Source organism: Pseudomonas sp. 1, from assembly GCF_056626735.1.
The window spans coordinates 45,688-62,676 of the sequence record NZ_JBWXMQ010000014.1; the positions used below are offsets into that span (position 1 = coordinate 45,688).

Here is a 16,989-nt window from a genome sequence, read left to right on the forward strand (position 1 = left end):
TTACAGATCCAGCACCAGCGGCTGGGCACTTTGTGCCGGTACCGCGCAGCAAATCAGCACCTGCCCCTCCTCCGGCACGTCCGCCGGAGGCTGTGGATAATTCACCGCGCCACTGATCAGCCGTGTCTTGCAGGTGCCGCACGAACCACCGCGGCAACTGAATTCCGGACGCAGACCGCGGCTTTCAGCCAGCTCCAGCAAACTGCCGCCGTCAGGCTGCCAGCGCGCTTCCTTGGCCGAACGCTCGAACACCACCGGCACCGACGTGGTCGCGGCGGGCAATTGCTCGATCACGATCGCATCCGGATCGGCTTGGCGCTTGAGGGTCGAAGGGCCGAAGGTTTCGGCGTGGATCTGCCCGTCCCGCACATCCAGTTCACGCAAAGTGTCGTAGATCCCCTGGGTAAAACCGCCGGGACCACAGAGCACAAAGTCGACCTGATCAAAGTCCTCGTCGGTCAGCAGATTGCGCAATAGGTCGCCATCAATACGGCCACGAATATCGAAATCCTCGCCTTGCACCAGATCGTCCTCTGGCTGGCTGAGCACTCGCAACACCTTCACGGCGTCACCGGCGTCTTCCAGCAAGCGATCCAGCTCCGCGCGAAACGGCTGGTCGGCGAGGCTGCGGGAACTCTGAACAAACAGGGTCGGACGAATCCGCCGAGTCCGCAGGCCCTGATACACCACCTCACGCAGCATCGACAGCAACGGCGTGATGCCGACTCCGGCGGCGAGCAACACCAATGGACGGCGTTCCAACGCCGCGACGGTGAAATGTCCTTGAGGCAGGCGCGCCTCCAGTACATCGCCCACGCGAATCTGCTCGTGCAGGTGCGTCGACACACGACCTTCACGTTTGACGCTGATCCGAAAGAAATCGTCTGACGGCGCGCCCGACAGGCTGTAGGTGCGGATGTGCACCTCGCCATCGAGGTTGAACCGCAGCGGCAGGTGTTGCCCTGCCAGAAACACCGGCAGACCCGCGCCGTCGTCCGGCTCCAGATAGATCGAGCGGATGTGGCGGCTTTCCATTTCGATCCTGGACACCCGCAATGGCCGCCAGCTGTCACCCAATGCCTTGGCCTGCAACCGTGCATCGGCCTGGGCCCAGTTACCGGTCAGCAGACTGGTTGGCGACATACCCTCGAAGCGCCAGCGCAGAGCCAGGGCCGCCGGACGTCGAACCAGTTTCTCCACTTCAAATGTCCACAACCGCTCGGCGCCCTGGAAGGCTTCGATCTGCGGCCCTTCGAGAATCACCTCGGTACGACCGCTGAGCTGCAACACATCGCCTGTGGAAAAGTCGATAAACAGCAAACCGGCCAAGGGATTCAGCAGCAGATTGCCGAGGGTGTTGAAGTGCAGATTGCCGGCAAAATCCGGGATCGTCAGGCGATTGCCTTCGATCCGCACAAAACCCGGCTGGCCGCCACGGTGAGAAACATCCACCGAACGCTCACCGTCGACATCAACGTAACTGGCGACAAAGAACGTGTCGGCGCTTTCAATCAGCGCAATGGCGGCGTCATCGAGGCTGTCACGGTGTTCGGCCTTGCGAGTCTGCGGATCCGTCAGTGGCACCCGCTGAAACTGGCGCAATTGGATGTACTGCGGACAGTTGCCGAACGACTGATCTACCGTCAGCGCAAAACCGTCCGCCCCGAAGCTGCCAATATGACCATTGAGCCGATTGCGCCGGCGGGTGTGCAGCTCGATGCCGAGCAATCCGATCGCGGCGCCGGCCTGCAACTGCGCCGGATCATCGGCAGCCGGCAGACTGGCGAACTGCAGTTGCGTCGGCTCCGGAGAGTGAGCAAAACCCGGCTCCCCCTCCAGCACACTGGCCCAGGGGCGACCTTCGGCATCCACCGCGCCGTACAGCATGAAGGGCAATTGCTGATAGAACTGGCGGTGCTGATCCGGCATCCAGGTGCGAATCACCTTACGACCGAATTCCTCCATGCGTTCGGCAACGCCGACATGGGCCTGCAATTGTTGCTCGCCAGCGTGCCACGGTGAACGTTCCATCTCGGCCTCTCCCCTGCACCCTCGGCGCAGTGTGGATGATCAATGTCAGGCGGTGGTTTGCAGGCCGGCGACAGTGCGCGGCATGCCGACAAAACCGGGCAGCGCTTCGATGCGCGAGAGCCAGGCGCGAACGTTAGCGTAGTCGTCCAGCGACACATTGCCTTCCGGCGCATGGGCGATGTAACTGTAGGCCGAGACATCGGCAATGGTCGGCTCGCTACCCACCAGGTACGGGGTTTTGCCCAGTTCCTGATCCATCACCTTGAGAAAGTTATGCGCACGGGTGATCACTTCCTCGGCGTTGAACTTCGCTCCGAATACCGTGATCAGGCGGGCGGCGGCGGGACCGAAAGCAATTGGCCCGGCGGCTGCGGACAACCAGCGCTGTACGTGCGCGGCGCCGACCGGATCGCTTGGCAGCCAGCGACCATTGCCGTATTTCTGTGCCAGGTAGACGAGGATCGCGTTGGAGTCGGCCAGCACCACGCCGTTGTCATCAATGGCCGGTACTTGCCCGAAGCTGTTGATCGCCAGGTAGCCGGGCTGTTTGTGCTCGCCTTTGGCCAGATCGACAAAGATCAGCTCGGTCGGCAATTGCAGCAGGGACAACATCAGCTCGACGCGATGGGCGTGGCCGGAACGCGGGAAGTTGTAGAGTTTGATCGCTTGCATGGTCGACTCCGTTGAATGATGGCGCCGTTCAGGGTGGACGGCGGCCGTGGGAGCCATCTTCCACCTATCGTGAAAACAACAGAATCACCAGCAAACGCAATCCATTATTTCTCTGGATGAAATAAAGCGGCATTTTTCAAGGCGGGATGCTCACGCAATGCGTTCACCATGAAGTCGACAAAACTGCGCACCCTCGCCGGCGCCTTGCGCCCGCCCTGATACACCACATGGATCGGCAGCGCAGGCAATTCAAACTCGGCGAGGACGATTTCCAGTTCGCCGGAAGCCACCTTGCTGGCCACCTGATAAGACAGCACACGGGTCAGCCCCAGGCCCAGCGACGCTGCCGTGATCGCAGCCTGATTGGCGGTGACCACCAGACGCGGCTCCGGTCTTACGCCAATGAGTTCACCGTTTTCCATGAATGGCCAGCTGCGCTGCTGGCCGATGGCCGACGTCGCCACCACCGGCGCCCCTGCCAGGGCCTGTGGATGGGTCGGCCGGCCATGGACCGCAAAGTACTCCGGCGAGCCACAAATCACCCGCCGCACCTCACCGACCCGGATCGCATGCTGATTGCTGTCCGGTAGCTCGCCGATACGTATCGCGACGTCGACACCCTCCTCGACCATGCTCACCACCCGGTCGAGCAACAGGGCGTTGATGGCAACGTCCGGGTATTGCGTCAGATAACGCGCCATCACCGGTGTGACAAACAACTCGCCGAACAAAACGGGCGCCGTCACCGTCAACTGCCCACGGGGCTGGGTATGACTGCCGGCAGCGGAATCCTCCGCTTCCTGCACCTCGGCGAGAATTCTCCGACAGTCTTCCAGGTAACGCAGACCCGCTTCGCTCAGATGCACGCTGCGGGTGGTACGAATCAGCAACTGCGTACCGATCCGCTGCTCCAGCGCCGCCACCGCCCGGGTCACGCTGGCTGCCGACAGACCCAAGCGCCGCGCAGCAGCAGAAAAACCCTGCTCCTGGGCGACGATGGCGAAAACCTGCATTTCCTGGAAGCGATCCATGGTGTCCTCGATCCGGATAAAAAAATCGCAGCCGAAGCTGCGATTTTATTGGGGTGATCCACTGTGGATAACTTATTCCACCGTCACCGACTTCGCCAGGTTACGCGGCTGATCCACGTCAGTTCCCTTGAGTACCGCGACGTAGTACGACAGCAGTTGCAGCGGAATGGTATAGAGGATCGGCGACAGAATGTCGTGGATGTGCGGCATCTGCACCACATGTGTGCCTTCGCCGTTGGTCATCCCGGCCTTCTCGTCGGCGAACACGATCAGTTCGCCGCCGCGGGCGCGGACTTCCTGCAGGTTGGATTTGAGTTTCTCCAGCAGCTCGTTGTTAGGCGCGACGGTCACCACCGGCATGTCGTTATCCACAAGCGCCAGCGGACCGTGCTTCAATTCGCCGGCCGGGTAGGCTTCGGCGTGAATGTAAGAGATTTCCTTGAGCTTCAAGGCCCCCTCCATCGCTACCGGGAATTGCGCGCCACGGCCCAGGAACAGCGTGTGGTTCTTCTCGGCAAACAACTCTGCGATCTTTTCCACCGTGCTGTCCATCGCCAGCGCTTCGCCCAGACGGGTTGGCAGACGACGCAGTTCTTCGACCAGCGAGGCTTCAACGCCTTTGCCCAATGTGCCGCGCACTTGGCCCAGAGACAGGGTCAGCAACAGCAGACCAACCAGTTGCGTGGTGAACGCCTTGGTCGAGGCCACACCGATTTCGCGACCGGCCTGGGTCAGCAGAGTCAGGTCGGACTCGCGCACCAGCGAGCTGATGCCGACGTTGCAGATCGCCAGGCTTCCCAGGAAACCCAGTTCCTTGGCGTTGCGCAGGGCGGCCAGGGTGTCGGCGGTTTCGCCGGACTGGGAGATGGTGACGAACAGAGTGTCGGGCTGCACCACCACCTTGCGGTAGCGGAACTCGCTGGCGACCTCGACCTGACAAGGAATGCCGGCCAGCTCTTCGAGCCAGTAACGGGCAACCATCCCGGCGTGATAACTGGTGCCGCACGCCACGATCTGCACGTTGCGCACTTTGGCGAACAGTTCAGCGGCTTGTGGGCCAAACGCCTGAACGAGCACCTGATCCGAACTCAATCGACCTTCCAGGGTGCGCTGCACCACGGATGGCTGCTCGTGGATTTCCTTGAGCATGTAGTGACGGAACTCGCCTTTGTCGGCGGCTTCGGCGCCATCGGTGTACTGGACGGTCTGGCGCTCGACGGCTTTACCGGTCACGTCCCAGATCTGCACCTTGTCACGCTGGATCTCGGCGATATCGCCCTCTTCCAGGTACATGAAACGGTCGGTGACCTGACGCAGGGCCAGTTGGTCGGAAGCGAGGAAGTTCTCGCCCAGGCCCAGACCGATGACCAATGGGCTGCCGCTGCGGGCAGCAACCAGTCGATCCGGCTGCTGCGCGTAAATGACCGCCAGACCGTAAGCGCCATGCAGCTCCTTGACCGCAGCCTTGAGGGCGTCGGTCAGGTCCGGCAGCGTCTTGAGTTTCTCAGTCAGCAGGTGGGCGATGACTTCAGTGTCGGTATCGGAACTGAACACATAGCCTTGCGCCTTGAGTTGTTCACGCAGCGCCTCATGGTTTTCGATGATGCCGTTGTGCACGACAGCGATGTCACCGGAGAAATGCGGGTGGGCATTGCGTTCGCTCGGTGCACCGTGGGTCGCCCAGCGGGTGTGGGCAATACCGAGACGGCCGACCAGCGGATGTTCGGCCAGAGCGGCGTCGAGTTCGCTGACCTTGCCCACACGACGGGTGCGCTCGAGGGTTGCGTCATTGGTAAAGACAGCCACGCCTGCGCTGTCATAGCCCCGGTACTCCAGACGCTTGAGGCCTTCGACCAGAATGGCGGTGATATTACGTTCAGCAACGGCGCCGACAATTCCACACATGCTTATTTCTCCTGACTGACAGTCGCGCAAATCAAGTTGATACCGCGAGCCTGAATCTGATCCCGTGCGTCTGAAGGCAGGCGATCATCGGTAATTAGGGTATGGACGCTGCTCCATGGCAGCTCCAGGTTGGGAATCTTGCGGCCGATCTTGTCGGCCTCGACCATCACGATCACTTCCCGCGCCACTTCCGCCATCACCCGGCTGAGGCCGAGCAATTCATTGAACGTGGTGGTACCGCGCACCAGGTCGATGCCATCGGCACCGATAAACAACTGGTCGAAGTCGTAAGAGCGTAGTACCTGCTCCGCGACCTGGCCCTGAAAGGACTCCGAGTGCGGATCCCAGGTGCCGCCGGTCATCAACAGCACCGGCTCGTGTTCGAGTTCGCTCAGGGCGTTGGCCACATGCAGGGAGTTGGTCATCACCACCAGACCCGGCTGCTGGCCGAGTTCGGGAATCATCGCGGCGGTGGTGCTGCCGCTGTCGATGATGATGCGCGCATGCTCGCGGATGCGTGTAACCGCAGCCCGGGCGATCGCCTGTTTGTATTTGGAAACACTGAGGCTGGCGTCCGCCACCAGCTCATGCGGCATGGTGATGGCTCCACCGTAGCGACGCAGCAGCAGGCCATGACTTTCCAGCGCGGCGAGATCCTTGCGAATCGTAACTTCCGAAGTTTCGAAGCGCTTCGCGAGTTCGTCGACACTCACTTCGCCCTGTTCATTAAGCAAGGCGAGAATGTTGTGACGGCGCTGAGGTGTATTGCGTTTCGACATGGCTGATTAAGTTTCGATTCGAAAGATAACGGAAGCAATCAAAACCTATCAGTTGCAAGTCGTCAAGCCGACGCCCATAAAAAAAGACCGCCGGCGGCGGTCTTTTCAGATTCAAGCGTTGTGGATAACTTAGTTCTTTTTGATTTTCTCAGGCCGCTTCCAGCCATCGATATTTCTCTGCCGCGCCCGGCCAACCGCCAATTGCGCGTTATCCACATTCTGGGTGATGGTCGAACCGGCCGCAGTGGTTGCACCGGCGGAGATATCCACAGGCGCCACCAGCGAGTTGTTGGAACCGATGAACACATCCTCACCCAATACGGTTTTCCACTTGTTGGCACCGTCGTAGTTGCAGGTGATGGTGCCGGCGCCGATGTTGGTGCGCGCACCAATCTCGGCGTCGCCCAGATAAGTCAGGTGCCCGGCCTTGGCGCCTTCACCCATGCGGGCGTTTTTCAGCTCGACGAAGTTACCCACATGGGCGCGGGCCTCCAGCACGGTGCCCGGTCGCAGACGGGCAAACGGGCCGGCATCGCTGCCTTCGCCCAACACCGCGCCTTCGATATGGCTGTTGGCCTTGACCACCACGCCCTTACGCAGAGTGCTGTCCTTGATCACGCAGTTCGGGCCGATGACCACGTCATCCTCGATGACGACCTTGCCTTCGAGAATCACGTTGATGTCGATCAGCACGTCGCGACCCACGATCACTTCGCCACGCACATCAAACCGGGCCGGATCGCGCAGAGTGACACCCTGGGCCATCAGACGGCGACCGGCGCGCAACTGATAGTGACGCTCCAGTTCGGAGAGTTGTTTGCGATCATTGGCGCCCTGCACTTCCATCGGGTCGTGCGGTTGTTCAGTGGCGACGGTCAGGCCATCGCTGACTGCCATCTCGATCACATCGGTCAGGTAGTACTCGCCCTGAGCGTTGTTGTTCGACAGGCGACTCATCCAGTCCGCCAGACGATTTGCCGGCACAGCGAGAATGCCGGTATTGCCTTCGGTAATCGCCCGCTGTGCTTCGCTGGCGTCCTTGTGCTCAACGATCGCGGTAACCTTGCCGTCGGCGTCGCGCACGATGCGGCCATAACCGGTCGGGTCATCCAGTTCGACGGTGAGCAAACCCATCTGCCCGGGCACAACGTGCTTGAGCAGGCGTTGCAGGGTTTCGACTTCGATCAACGGCACATCACCGTAGAGAATCAGTACGGTATCGGCAGTGATGAACGGAACAGCCTGAGCCGTGGCGTGTCCAGTGCCCAGTTGCTTGTCCTGCAGCACGAAATTCAGGTCATCGGCGGCCAGACGTTCGCGTACCACGTCGGCGCCGTGGCCAATCACCACATGAATCCGTTGTGGATCAAGTTGACGAGCGCTGTGGATAACATGCCCAAGCATGGAGTCGCCGGCAATCGGGTGCAGCACTTTTGGCAGCGCGGAACGCATGCGAGTGCCTTGGCCGGCCGCGAGGATAACGATTTCAAGAGACATGACTGGCTACCAATCCTGGGTGGTCAGCAACTGCGACCGGGGGTTTTGAAAGTCGGAAAAGAAAAAAGGGTAGCCGAGGCTACCCTTTTTTATCAATCGCACAACAAGTGGCTGACGGATTAACCGCCAAACTTCTTGCGGATCTGCTGGACGGTGCGCAGCTGAGCTGCAGCCTCGGCCAGACGTGCGGATGCAGCTCCGTAGTCGAAATCTGCGCTCTTCTCATGCAGAGCAGCTTCGGCAGCCTTGAGAGCTGCTTGAGCCTGAGCTTCATCCAGGTCGGCGGCACGTTGCACGGTATCGGCAAGCACCTTGACCATGTTCGGCTGAACCTCGAGGAAACCACCGGAGATGTAGAACACCTCGGCTTCCCCGCCTTGCTTGATCAGGCGGATCGGACCTGGCTTCAGATTAGTGATCAGCGGCGCGTGGCCCAGAGCGATACCAAGATCACCCAGAGCACCGTGCGCAATCACCATCTCGACCAGGCCGGAAAAGATCTCTCCTTCCGCGCTGACGATGTCGCAATGGACTGTCATAGCCATCTGATTGCCTCAACCTAAATTAGCGCCCGTTGCCGGGCGCCTGGATTACAGTTTCTTGGCTTTCTCGATCGCTTCTTCGATGCCGCCGACCATGTAGAACGCTTGTTCTGGCAGGTGGTCGTAGTCACCGTTGAGGATGCCTTTGAAGCCAGCAATGGTGTCTTTCAGGGAAACGTATTTACCCGAAGCACCGGTGAAGACTTCAGCCACGAAGAACGGCTGCGACAAGAAGCGCTGGATCTTACGAGCACGGGCTACCAACTGCTTGTCGGTTTCCGACAGCTCGTCCATACCCAGGATCGCGATGATGTCCTTCAGCTCTTTGTAACGCTGCAGCACGTACTGAACGCCACGAGCGGTCTCGTAGTGCTCGTTGCCGATCACGTTCGGGTCCAGCTGACGCGAAGTCGAGTCCAGTGGGTCTACCGCCGGGTAGATACCCAGGGAAGCGATGTCACGGGACAGAACGACGGTGGCGTCCAGGTGAGCAAACGTGGTTGCTGGCGACGGGTCGGTCAGGTCGTCCGCAGGTACGTATACGGCCTGGATCGAAGTAATCGAACCTTGCTTGGTCGAAGTGATGCGCTCTTGCAGCACGCCCATCTCTTCAGCCAGGGTCGGCTGGTAACCTACTGCCGAAGGCATACGGCCCAGCAGTGCGGATACTTCGGTACCGGCCAGGGTGTAACGGTAGATGTTGTCGACGAACAGCAGAACGTCGTTACCTTCGTCACGGAACTTCTCGGCCATGGTCAGACCGGTCAGCGCTACACGCAGACGGTTTCCCGGTGGCTCGTTCATCTGACCGTAGACCAGGGCAACCTTGTCGAGAACGTTGGAGTCCTTCATCTCGTGGTAGAAGTCGTTACCCTCACGAGTACGCTCACCCACACCGGCGAACACGGAATAACCGCTGTGCTCGATGGCGATGTTGCGGATCAGTTCCATCATGTTTACGGTCTTGCCTACACCGGCACCACCGAACAGACCGACTTTACCGCCCTTGGCGAACGGGCAGACCAGGTCGATAACCTTGATACCGGTTTCGAGCAGGTCGTTGCCACCTGCCTGTTCAGCGAAGGAAGGAGCGGCGCGGTGGATACCCCAGCGCTCTTCTTCGCCGATCGGGCCGGCTTCGTCGATCGGGTTGCCCAGTACGTCCATGATCCGGCCCAGGGTCGCTTTACCGACCGGTACGGAGATGGCTGCGCCAGTGTTGTTGACGTCCAGACCGCGCTTCAAGCCTTCGGTGGAGCCCATCGCAATGGTACGAACCACGCCGTCGCCCAGCTGCTGCTGAACTTCCAGAGTGGTTTCGGCGCCTTGAACCTTCAAGGCGTCGTAGATGCTCGGTACGCTGTCGCGTGGAAATTCCACGTCGATAACGGCGCCGATGATTTGAACGATACGTCCGCTACTCATAGCTGGATCCTCTGAATATTTGAACCGTTAAACCGCGGCAGCGCCGCCGACGATTTCCGAGATCTCTTGGGTGATCGCAGCCTGACGCGCCTTGTTGTAGATCAGCTGCAAATCGCTGATCAAATCACCGGCGTTGTCGGTAGCGTTCTTCATCGCGATCATCCGCGCAGCCTGTTCAGCCGCGTTGTTCTCGACCACCGCCTGGTACACCTGCGACTCCACGTAACGCACCATCAAGCCGTCAAGCAGCTCTTTGGCGTCTGGTTCGTAGAGATAGTCCCAGTGGTGCTTGAGTTCTTGATCCGGGGTCGCCACCAGTGGAATCAACTGCTCCACGGTAGGCTGTTGCGTCATGGTGTTGATGAACTTGTTGGATACCACGGACAGACGGTCGATACGGCCGTCCAGATAAGCATCCAGCATCACCTTGACGCTGCCGATCAGATCGTTGATCGACGGCTCTTCACCCAGGTGGCTGATAGCTGCAACGACGTTACCGCCGAAGTTGCGGAAAAAGGCCGCACCCTTGCTACCAACGACACACAGATCAATCTCGACGCCGTTTTCGCGGTTTACCGCCATGTCCTTGACCAGGGCCTTGAACAGGTTGGTGTTCAAGCCGCCGCACAGACCACGGTCACTGCTCACCACGACATAGCCGACGCGCTTGACGGCGCGGTCGATCATGAACGGATGGCGGTATTCCGGGTTGGCGTTGGCCAGATGCCCAATTACCTGGCGGATACGCTCCGCATAAGGACGGCTAGCAGCCATGCGCATTTGTGCCTTGCGCATTTTGCTGACCGCCACTTTTTCCATGGCGCTGGTAATTTTTTGCGTGCTTTTGATGCTCGCAATCTTACTGCGAATCTCTTTTGCGCCTGCCATGTAACACCTATCAGGTTAGCAAGCGGGAGCCTTGCGGCTCCCGCTGCGGCTTACCAGGTTTGGGTGGCCTTGAACTTCTCGATACCAGCCTTCAGGCCAGCGTCGATTTCGTCATTGAAGTCACCTTTAACGTTGATCTTTGCCATCAAATCGGCGTGATCGCGGTTGAAGTAAGCAATCAGCGCTTGCTCGAAGCTGCCGACTTTGGCGATTTCAATGTCAGTCAGGAACCCACGCTCAGCGGCATACAGCGACAGCGACATGTCGGCGATCGACATTGGCGCGTATTGCTTCTGCTTCATCAGCTCGGTAACGCGCTGACCATGCTCAAGTTGCTTGCGGGTCGCTTCGTCCAGGTCAGAAGCGAACTGGGCGAATGCCGCCAGTTCACGGTACTGAGCCAGAGCGGTACGGATACCACCGGACAGCTTCTTGATGATCTTGGTCTGAGCGGCACCACCCACACGGGATACCGAAACACCGGCGTTCACTGCAGGACGGATGCCCGAGTTGAACATGGCCGATTCCAGGAAGATCTGACCGTCGGTGATGGAAATCACGTTGGTCGGAACGAACGCGGAAACGTCGCCAGCCTGGGTTTCGATGATCGGCAGTGCGGTCAGGGAACCGGTTTTGCCGGTGACTGCGCCGTTGGTGAACTTCTCTACGTACTCTTCCGAAACGCGGGATGCGCGCTCCAGCAGACGGGAGTGGAGATAGAACACGTCGCCTGGGTAGGCTTCACGTCCTGGTGGACGGCGCAGCAGCAGGGAAATCTGGCGGTAAGCCACTGCTTGCTTGGACAGATCGTCATAAACGATCAGCGCGTCTTCACCGCGGTCGCGGAAGAATTCACCCATGGTGCAACCGGAGTACGGAGCCAGGAATTGCAGTGCTGCAGATTCCGAAGCGCTCGCTGCAACGATGATGGTGTTGGCCAGTGCACCGTTTTCTTCCAGCTTGCGAACCACGTTGGCGATGGTCGATTGCTTCTGACCGATTGCCACGTAGACGCAGAAAATGCCGCTGTCTTTCTGGTTGATGATCGCGTCGATCGCCAGAGCGGTTTTACCGATCTGACGGTCACCGATGATCAGCTCACGCTGGCCACGGCCGACAGGGATCATGGCATCGACAGCCTTGTAGCCAGTCTGTACAGGCTGGTCTACCGACTTACGCCAGATCACGCCCGGAGCAACTTTCTCGACCGCGTCGGTCTCGGTGTTGCCCAGTGGACCTTTGCCGTCAACAGGATTACCCAGTGCGTCGACAACGCGACCCAGCAGTTCCTTACCAACCGGAACTTCGAGGATGCGGCCGGTGCACTTGGCGCTCATGCCTTCAGCCAGAGTCGTGTATGCGCCCAGTACAACGGCACCTACGGAGTCTTGCTCCAGGTTGAGGGCCATACCGTAGACGCCGCCCGGAAACTCGATCATCTCGCCGTACATGACGTCGGCCAGACCGTGAATCCGCACGATACCGTCAGATACGCTGACGACAGTGCCTTCGTTACGGGCTTGGGAGGTCACATCGAGCTTTTCGATGCGGCCCTTGATAATTTCACTTATTTCGGAAGGATTGAGTTGCTGCATTGCTCTGCTGCCCCTTCAAACTCAAGATTTCAATGCTTCGGCAAGTTTCGCGATTTTGCCGCGAATCGAGCCATCGATAACCAGGTCGCCGGCGCGGATGACGACACCCCCTATAAGGGAAGCATCCTCCGCAACTTGCAGGCGCACTACCCGGCTGAGTCGTGCACTGAGAACCTTGGCGAGTTTGTCTTGCTGTTCTTGGTTCAATGCAAAAGCACTGGTCACTTCAACGTCTACCGATTTCTCTTGTTCGGCCTTGTACAGGTCGAAAAGAGCGGCAATCTCCGGCAGAAGCGGGAGACGGTCGTTCTCGGCAACGACATTGATGAAGTTCTGTGCCTTGGCATCAAACTTGTCGCCGCACACGTCAATGAACGTGGCGGCCTTTTCTGCGCTCGTCAGTCGCGGGGCCTTGAGCACGCGCTGCATGGTGTCGTCTTGCGACACCGCTGCTGCCAGGCCGAGCATGGCTGACCAATTGGCCAGTTGCTGGTGGGCCTGAGCGTGCTCGAAGGCCGCCTTAGCGTAAGGTCGGGCCAACGTGGTCAGTTCTGCCATGATCGCCCTCGCTTAGATTTCAGCAGCCAGTTGGTTAACCAGCTCTGCGTGCGCGTTTTGATCGATTGTGGCACCCAGGATCTTCTCGGCGCCGCCGACAGCCAGCAAGCCCACTTGGGCGCGCAGCTTGTCTTTGACACTGTTCAGTTCCTGTTCGATCTCGGCTTGAGCCTGAACCTTCACACGGTCAGCATCGACGCGGGCCTTTTCAACGGCCTCTTCGACAATCTGGTTACCGCGTTTCTTGGCTTGCTCGATGATTTCAGCTGCCTGAGCTTTCGCTTCGCGCAGTTGCTGACCCGCTTTTTCTTGGGCCAACTCCAGGTCGCGAGCTGCACGGCTGGCAGCGTCCAGACCATCAGCGATCTTCTTTTGACGTTCGTGCAGAGCTGCGATGACCGGAGGCCATACGAACTTCATGCAGAACAGTACAAAAATCAGGAACGCAACGGACTGGCCAATCAGGGTCGCATTAATGTTCACGCCAACACCTCGCAGTTACGTTGTCCATCACACCAAATCACTCGGAAAATCCGAATGATTAGCCAGCGATCTGACCAACGAACGGGTTCGCAAAGGTGAAGAACAGAGCGATACCAACACCGATCATGGTTACGGCGTCGAGCAGACCGGCAACGATGAACATTTTAACTTGCAGCATTGGAACCATTTCTGGCTGACGCGCTGCGCCTTCCAGGAACTTGCCGCCCAGCAGGCCGAAACCAATTGCGGTACCCAGTGCGCCCAGGCCGATCAACAGTGCAACAGCGATAGCGGTTAGACCAACTACAGTTTCCATCTTTCCTCCCGACTTTTACGTCGTATGGTTTAGGTTTTTTAGATTAAAGCGGTAAAACAAATCGTTTCATGGTGCCCCGTGAGGAGCCCCTTCCCGTTTGACCGGGAAGGACATCAGACTAGTCGAGACTGGTCTTAATGGTTTTCTTCGTGCGCCATCGACAGGTAGACGATGGTCAGCATCATGAAGATGAACGCCTGCAGGGTGATGATCAGGATGTGGAACACAGCCCACGCCCACTGCAGGACAACGCCCAGGCCGCTCAGCCAGAGCAGGCCGCTGCCGAACATCACAGCGATCAGGATGAACACCAGCTCGCCGGCATACATGTTGCCGAACAGACGCAGAGCGAGAGAGATCGGTTTGGCGATCAGGGTCACGAACTCCAGCAGGAAGTTCACCGGAATCAGCAGGGCCTGAACGAAGATGTTCTTGCTGCCGAACGGATGCAGGGTCAGCTCGCCGATGAAGCCGCCGAGGCCCTTGACCTTGATGCTGTAGAAAATGATCAGTGCGAAAACCGAGAACGCCATGCCCAGGGTCGCGTTCGGGTCAGTAGTCGACACGGCGCGGAACGGGATGTGGTGGTCGCCGGAGATCAGGACGGCCAGCTGAGGAATCCAGTCGACCGGTACCAGGTCGACGGCGTTCATCAGGAACACCCAGACGAAGATGGTCAGTGCCAGCGGTGCGATCACCGGGCTACGGCCATGGAAGCTGTCTTTCACGCTGCCATCGACGAATTCGACCAGGACTTCAACGAAGTTCTGCAGTGCACCCGGCTGACCGGAAGTCGCCTTCTTGGCCGCCATGCGGAAAAGAATGACGAAGATCAGACCCAGCGCGACCGACCAGCCGAGGGTATCGACGTGGAAAGCCCAGAAGCCCATTTCCTTGGCTTCTGCTGCGGTGTGGGCAAAGCCCCAGCCGCCGTTGGGTAGCTGACCGAAGGTCAGGTTCTGCAAGTGGTGCTGGATATAGCCCGAAGCGGTTGTTTCTGCCATGGTTGCCTCAAACGCCCTAAGGTCTCGAAAGTCTTGTTCTCATCAGCAGGGGAGCGAACCAGCTGACCGACTGAGTCAGCACGAACGCGCCGAATACAGCAATCGGCGCCAGTGGCTTCACACCTGCAAACACCAGTGCAAACAGCACTGCCGTCAAAATCAGTTTGCCTGCCTCGCCGGCATAGAAAGACCGGACGATGGACTGGGCTGCTCGGGCGCCGGAAAACCGAAATGCCTTGTGAGCGAAATAAACATTGGGCAGCAAGGCTATCAGGCCTCCGCAAAGTCCCGAGTATCCGGCAACGACTCCGTGCCATTGCCAGAGCGCCAAAGCGGCAATGAGCAAAATGACAAATTGAGCCATCAACACCGGAAAAACCGCCAGGCGATGGAACGGCAGGCGGTTTGGCTTGCGGGTTTCCATCACTATTGCTCTCCAATGGTCGGCTGCCAAAATTCAATAACTTGGCATAATTTGTGCCGACAAAATGCGCGCAGAGTATAGGGGCGGTTCTGCCCCTATTCAACTGTCAGGTAGTGATTTCCGACTGCGCGCTACAAGGGGAATTGTTTCAGCGGATGTGTGCGAGCACACCTTGAAGCTCATCGAGGGAGTTGTAACCAATCACCAACTGGCCTTTGCCCTTCTTGCCGTGGCGGATCTGCACCGCAGAGCCCAGCCGCTCGGCCAGACGCTGTTCAAGCCGGGCGATATCCGGGTCGGGTTTGGCAGGCTCGACCGGCTCCGGTTTGCCGCTCAGCCACTGACGAACCAGTGCCTCAGTTTGGCGCACAGTGAGGCCGCGTGCGACAACATGTCGCGCCCCTTCCACCTGCTGATTGTCCGGCAGACCGAGCAATGCACGGGCATGACCCATTTCCAGGTCGCCATGGGACAGCATGGTCTTGATGACTTCCGGCAGCGCAATCAGGCGCAACAGGTTGGCTACCGTGACGCGGGACTTACCCACAGCCTCGGCGACCTGTTGCTGAGTGAGCTGGAATTCCTGCTGCAAGCGCTGCAGGGCCACCGCTTCCTCGATCGGATTCAGGTCTTCGCGCTGGATGTTCTCGATCAGCGCGATGGCGATCGCGGTTTCATCCGGCACGTCGCGAACCATCGCAGGAATGGTTTCCTGCCCGGCTTGCTGACTTGCGCGCCAGCGACGTTCGCCGGCGATGATTTCGAAACGACCACCGCCAATCGGGCGAACCACGATCGGCTGCATCACGCCCTGGGCCTTGATCGACTGCGCCAGCTCTTCCAGCGCCTGCGGATCCATGTCCCGGCGTGGCTGATACTTGCCGCGCTGCAGCAGGTCCAACGGCAGGTGCTGCAACTCACGGCTGTCCGCCTGCGCTGCCTGTTCTTCCAGCGCGCTGACAGTCGGACCGCTCAGCAGTGCATCCAGTCCTCGTCCGAGACCTCGTTTCTTGACGGCCATGGGAATTCCTTAAGTTGGCTGGGCAGCGGCGGTGCGTGAATTTTTGCGCTGACGGCGAACCATCTCGCCCGCCAGGGCCAGATAGGCCAGCGCGCCACGCGATTGCTTGTCGTACGCCAGCGCCGGCATGCCGTAGCTCGGGGCTTCGGCGAGACGGATGTTGCGCGGGATCACCGTGTCGTAAAGCTGATCGCCGAAGTGTTCCTTGAGCTGGGCCGATACATCGTTCATCAGGCTCAGGCGCGGGTCATACATGGTCCGCAGCAGGCCTTCGACTTTCAGGTTCGGGTTCAGCAGTTCGGCGATGCGTTTGATGTTATCCACAAGGTCGCTCAGACCTTCGAGCGCAAAATACTCGCACTGCATGGGGATAATGACCCCGTCGGCGGCAACCAGTGCGTTCAGCGTGAGCATCGACAGCGACGGCGGGCAGTCGATCAGAATGTAATCGTAGTTTTCACGGATCGGCGCCAACGCGCTGCGCAGACGGCTTTCCTTCATCTGCATTTCCAGCAGCACCACCTCGGCCGCCGTCAGGTCGCGGTTGGCCGGTAGCAGTTGATAACCGCCGTGTTCCGAATAGTGCATGGCCTGGGCCAGATCGCATTCACCGATCAGCAGGTCGTAGACCGAATTTTCCAGGCCATGTTTATCCACACCGCTGCCCATGGTGGCGTTGCCCTGTGGATCGAGATCGATCAACAGCACCCGGCGCTTGGTCGCGACCAGGGATGCTGCGAGGTTGATGCAGGTGGTGGTCTTGCCCACACCACCCTTCTGGTTCGCTATCGCGAATACCTTAGCCATTCTTGCTTGTG

The 16,989-nt window shown here is 59.2% G+C and carries 17 protein-coding genes; all 17 read right to left on the reverse strand.

Annotation, left to right across the window (positions count from 1 at the left end; all coding sequences use genetic code 11):
* Complete coding sequence (locus tag AC1MDC_RS20620) at positions 1–2,031, reverse strand: 2Fe-2S iron-sulfur cluster-binding protein (protein WP_266202010.1); 2,031 nt, start codon at positions 2,029–2,031, stop codon at positions 1–3.
* A 45-nt stretch (positions 2,032–2,076) separates the two neighbouring features.
* Entirely contained in the window at positions 2,077–2,703 is a 627-nt protein-coding gene (locus AC1MDC_RS20625; RefSeq protein ID WP_085696644.1) for a glutathione S-transferase family protein, read from the reverse strand.
* Positions 2,704–2,807: 104 nt separating this feature from the next.
* A complete protein-coding gene (locus tag AC1MDC_RS20630; protein WP_480393577.1) occupies positions 2,808–3,734 on the reverse strand; it encodes a LysR family transcriptional regulator in 927 nt (308 codons plus the stop codon).
* A gap of 72 nt (positions 3,735–3,806) precedes the next feature.
* Entirely contained in the window at positions 3,807–5,639 is a 1,833-nt protein-coding gene (gene glmS / locus AC1MDC_RS20635; protein ID WP_085702248.1) for a glutamine--fructose-6-phosphate transaminase (isomerizing), read from the reverse strand.
* Between the two features lie 2 nt (positions 5,640–5,641).
* Positions 5,642–6,418 carry a DeoR/GlpR family DNA-binding transcription regulator gene (locus tag AC1MDC_RS20640; protein WP_085696639.1) on the reverse strand — a complete coding sequence of 259 codons (777 nt, stop codon included), beginning with the start codon at positions 6,416–6,418 and terminating at the stop codon, positions 5,642–5,644.
* 129 nt (positions 6,419–6,547) lie between these two features.
* Positions 6,548–7,915 carry a bifunctional UDP-N-acetylglucosamine diphosphorylase/glucosamine-1-phosphate N-acetyltransferase GlmU gene (gene glmU, locus AC1MDC_RS20645; RefSeq protein ID WP_480393578.1) on the reverse strand — a complete coding sequence of 456 codons (1,368 nt, stop codon included), beginning with the start codon at positions 7,913–7,915 and terminating at the stop codon, positions 6,548–6,550.
* 119 nt (positions 7,916–8,034) lie between these two features.
* Positions 8,035–8,460: a F0F1 ATP synthase subunit epsilon gene (locus AC1MDC_RS20650; RefSeq protein WP_007954164.1), complete on the reverse strand. Its 426-nt coding sequence runs from the start codon at positions 8,458–8,460 to the stop codon at positions 8,035–8,037.
* A gap of 45 nt (positions 8,461–8,505) precedes the next feature.
* On the reverse strand, positions 8,506–9,882 hold the full coding sequence (atpD, locus tag AC1MDC_RS20655) for a F0F1 ATP synthase subunit beta (protein WP_065260117.1): 1,377 nt from the start codon (positions 9,880–9,882) through the stop codon (positions 8,506–8,508).
* Between the two features lie 27 nt (positions 9,883–9,909).
* Positions 9,910–10,770 (reverse strand): F0F1 ATP synthase subunit gamma, encoded by an 861-nt coding sequence (gene atpG / locus AC1MDC_RS20660; RefSeq protein ID WP_040071850.1) that lies wholly within the window; start codon positions 10,768–10,770, stop codon positions 9,910–9,912.
* A 50-nt stretch (positions 10,771–10,820) separates the two neighbouring features.
* On the reverse strand, positions 10,821–12,365 hold the full coding sequence (gene atpA / locus AC1MDC_RS20665; protein WP_085696635.1) for a F0F1 ATP synthase subunit alpha: 1,545 nt from the start codon (positions 12,363–12,365) through the stop codon (positions 10,821–10,823).
* Positions 12,366–12,386: 21 nt separating this feature from the next.
* A complete protein-coding gene (locus tag AC1MDC_RS20670; protein ID WP_085696633.1) occupies positions 12,387–12,923 on the reverse strand; it encodes a F0F1 ATP synthase subunit delta in 537 nt (178 codons plus the stop codon).
* 12 nt (positions 12,924–12,935) lie between these two features.
* Positions 12,936–13,406 (reverse strand): F0F1 ATP synthase subunit B, encoded by a 471-nt coding sequence (locus AC1MDC_RS20675; RefSeq protein WP_007954149.1) that lies wholly within the window; start codon positions 13,404–13,406, stop codon positions 12,936–12,938.
* 58 nt (positions 13,407–13,464) lie between these two features.
* The gene (atpE, locus tag AC1MDC_RS20680; RefSeq protein ID WP_003097235.1) at positions 13,465–13,722 is read right to left on the reverse strand and encodes a F0F1 ATP synthase subunit C; all 258 of its coding nucleotides are present in this window, start codon (positions 13,720–13,722) and stop codon (positions 13,465–13,467) included.
* A gap of 134 nt (positions 13,723–13,856) precedes the next feature.
* The gene (gene atpB / locus AC1MDC_RS20685; RefSeq protein ID WP_085696631.1) at positions 13,857–14,726 is read right to left on the reverse strand and encodes a F0F1 ATP synthase subunit A; all 870 of its coding nucleotides are present in this window, start codon (positions 14,724–14,726) and stop codon (positions 13,857–13,859) included.
* Between the two features lie 16 nt (positions 14,727–14,742).
* Positions 14,743–15,150: a F0F1 ATP synthase subunit I gene (locus AC1MDC_RS20690; RefSeq protein WP_003229783.1), complete on the reverse strand. Its 408-nt coding sequence runs from the start codon at positions 15,148–15,150 to the stop codon at positions 14,743–14,745.
* 148 nt (positions 15,151–15,298) lie between these two features.
* Positions 15,299–16,171: a ParB/RepB/Spo0J family partition protein gene (locus tag AC1MDC_RS20695; RefSeq protein ID WP_085686130.1), complete on the reverse strand. Its 873-nt coding sequence runs from the start codon at positions 16,169–16,171 to the stop codon at positions 15,299–15,301.
* Between the two features lie 9 nt (positions 16,172–16,180).
* The gene (locus tag AC1MDC_RS20700) at positions 16,181–16,978 is read right to left on the reverse strand and encodes a ParA family protein (RefSeq protein ID WP_039764974.1); all 798 of its coding nucleotides are present in this window, start codon (positions 16,976–16,978) and stop codon (positions 16,181–16,183) included.
* Positions 16,979–16,989 lie beyond the last annotated feature (11 nt).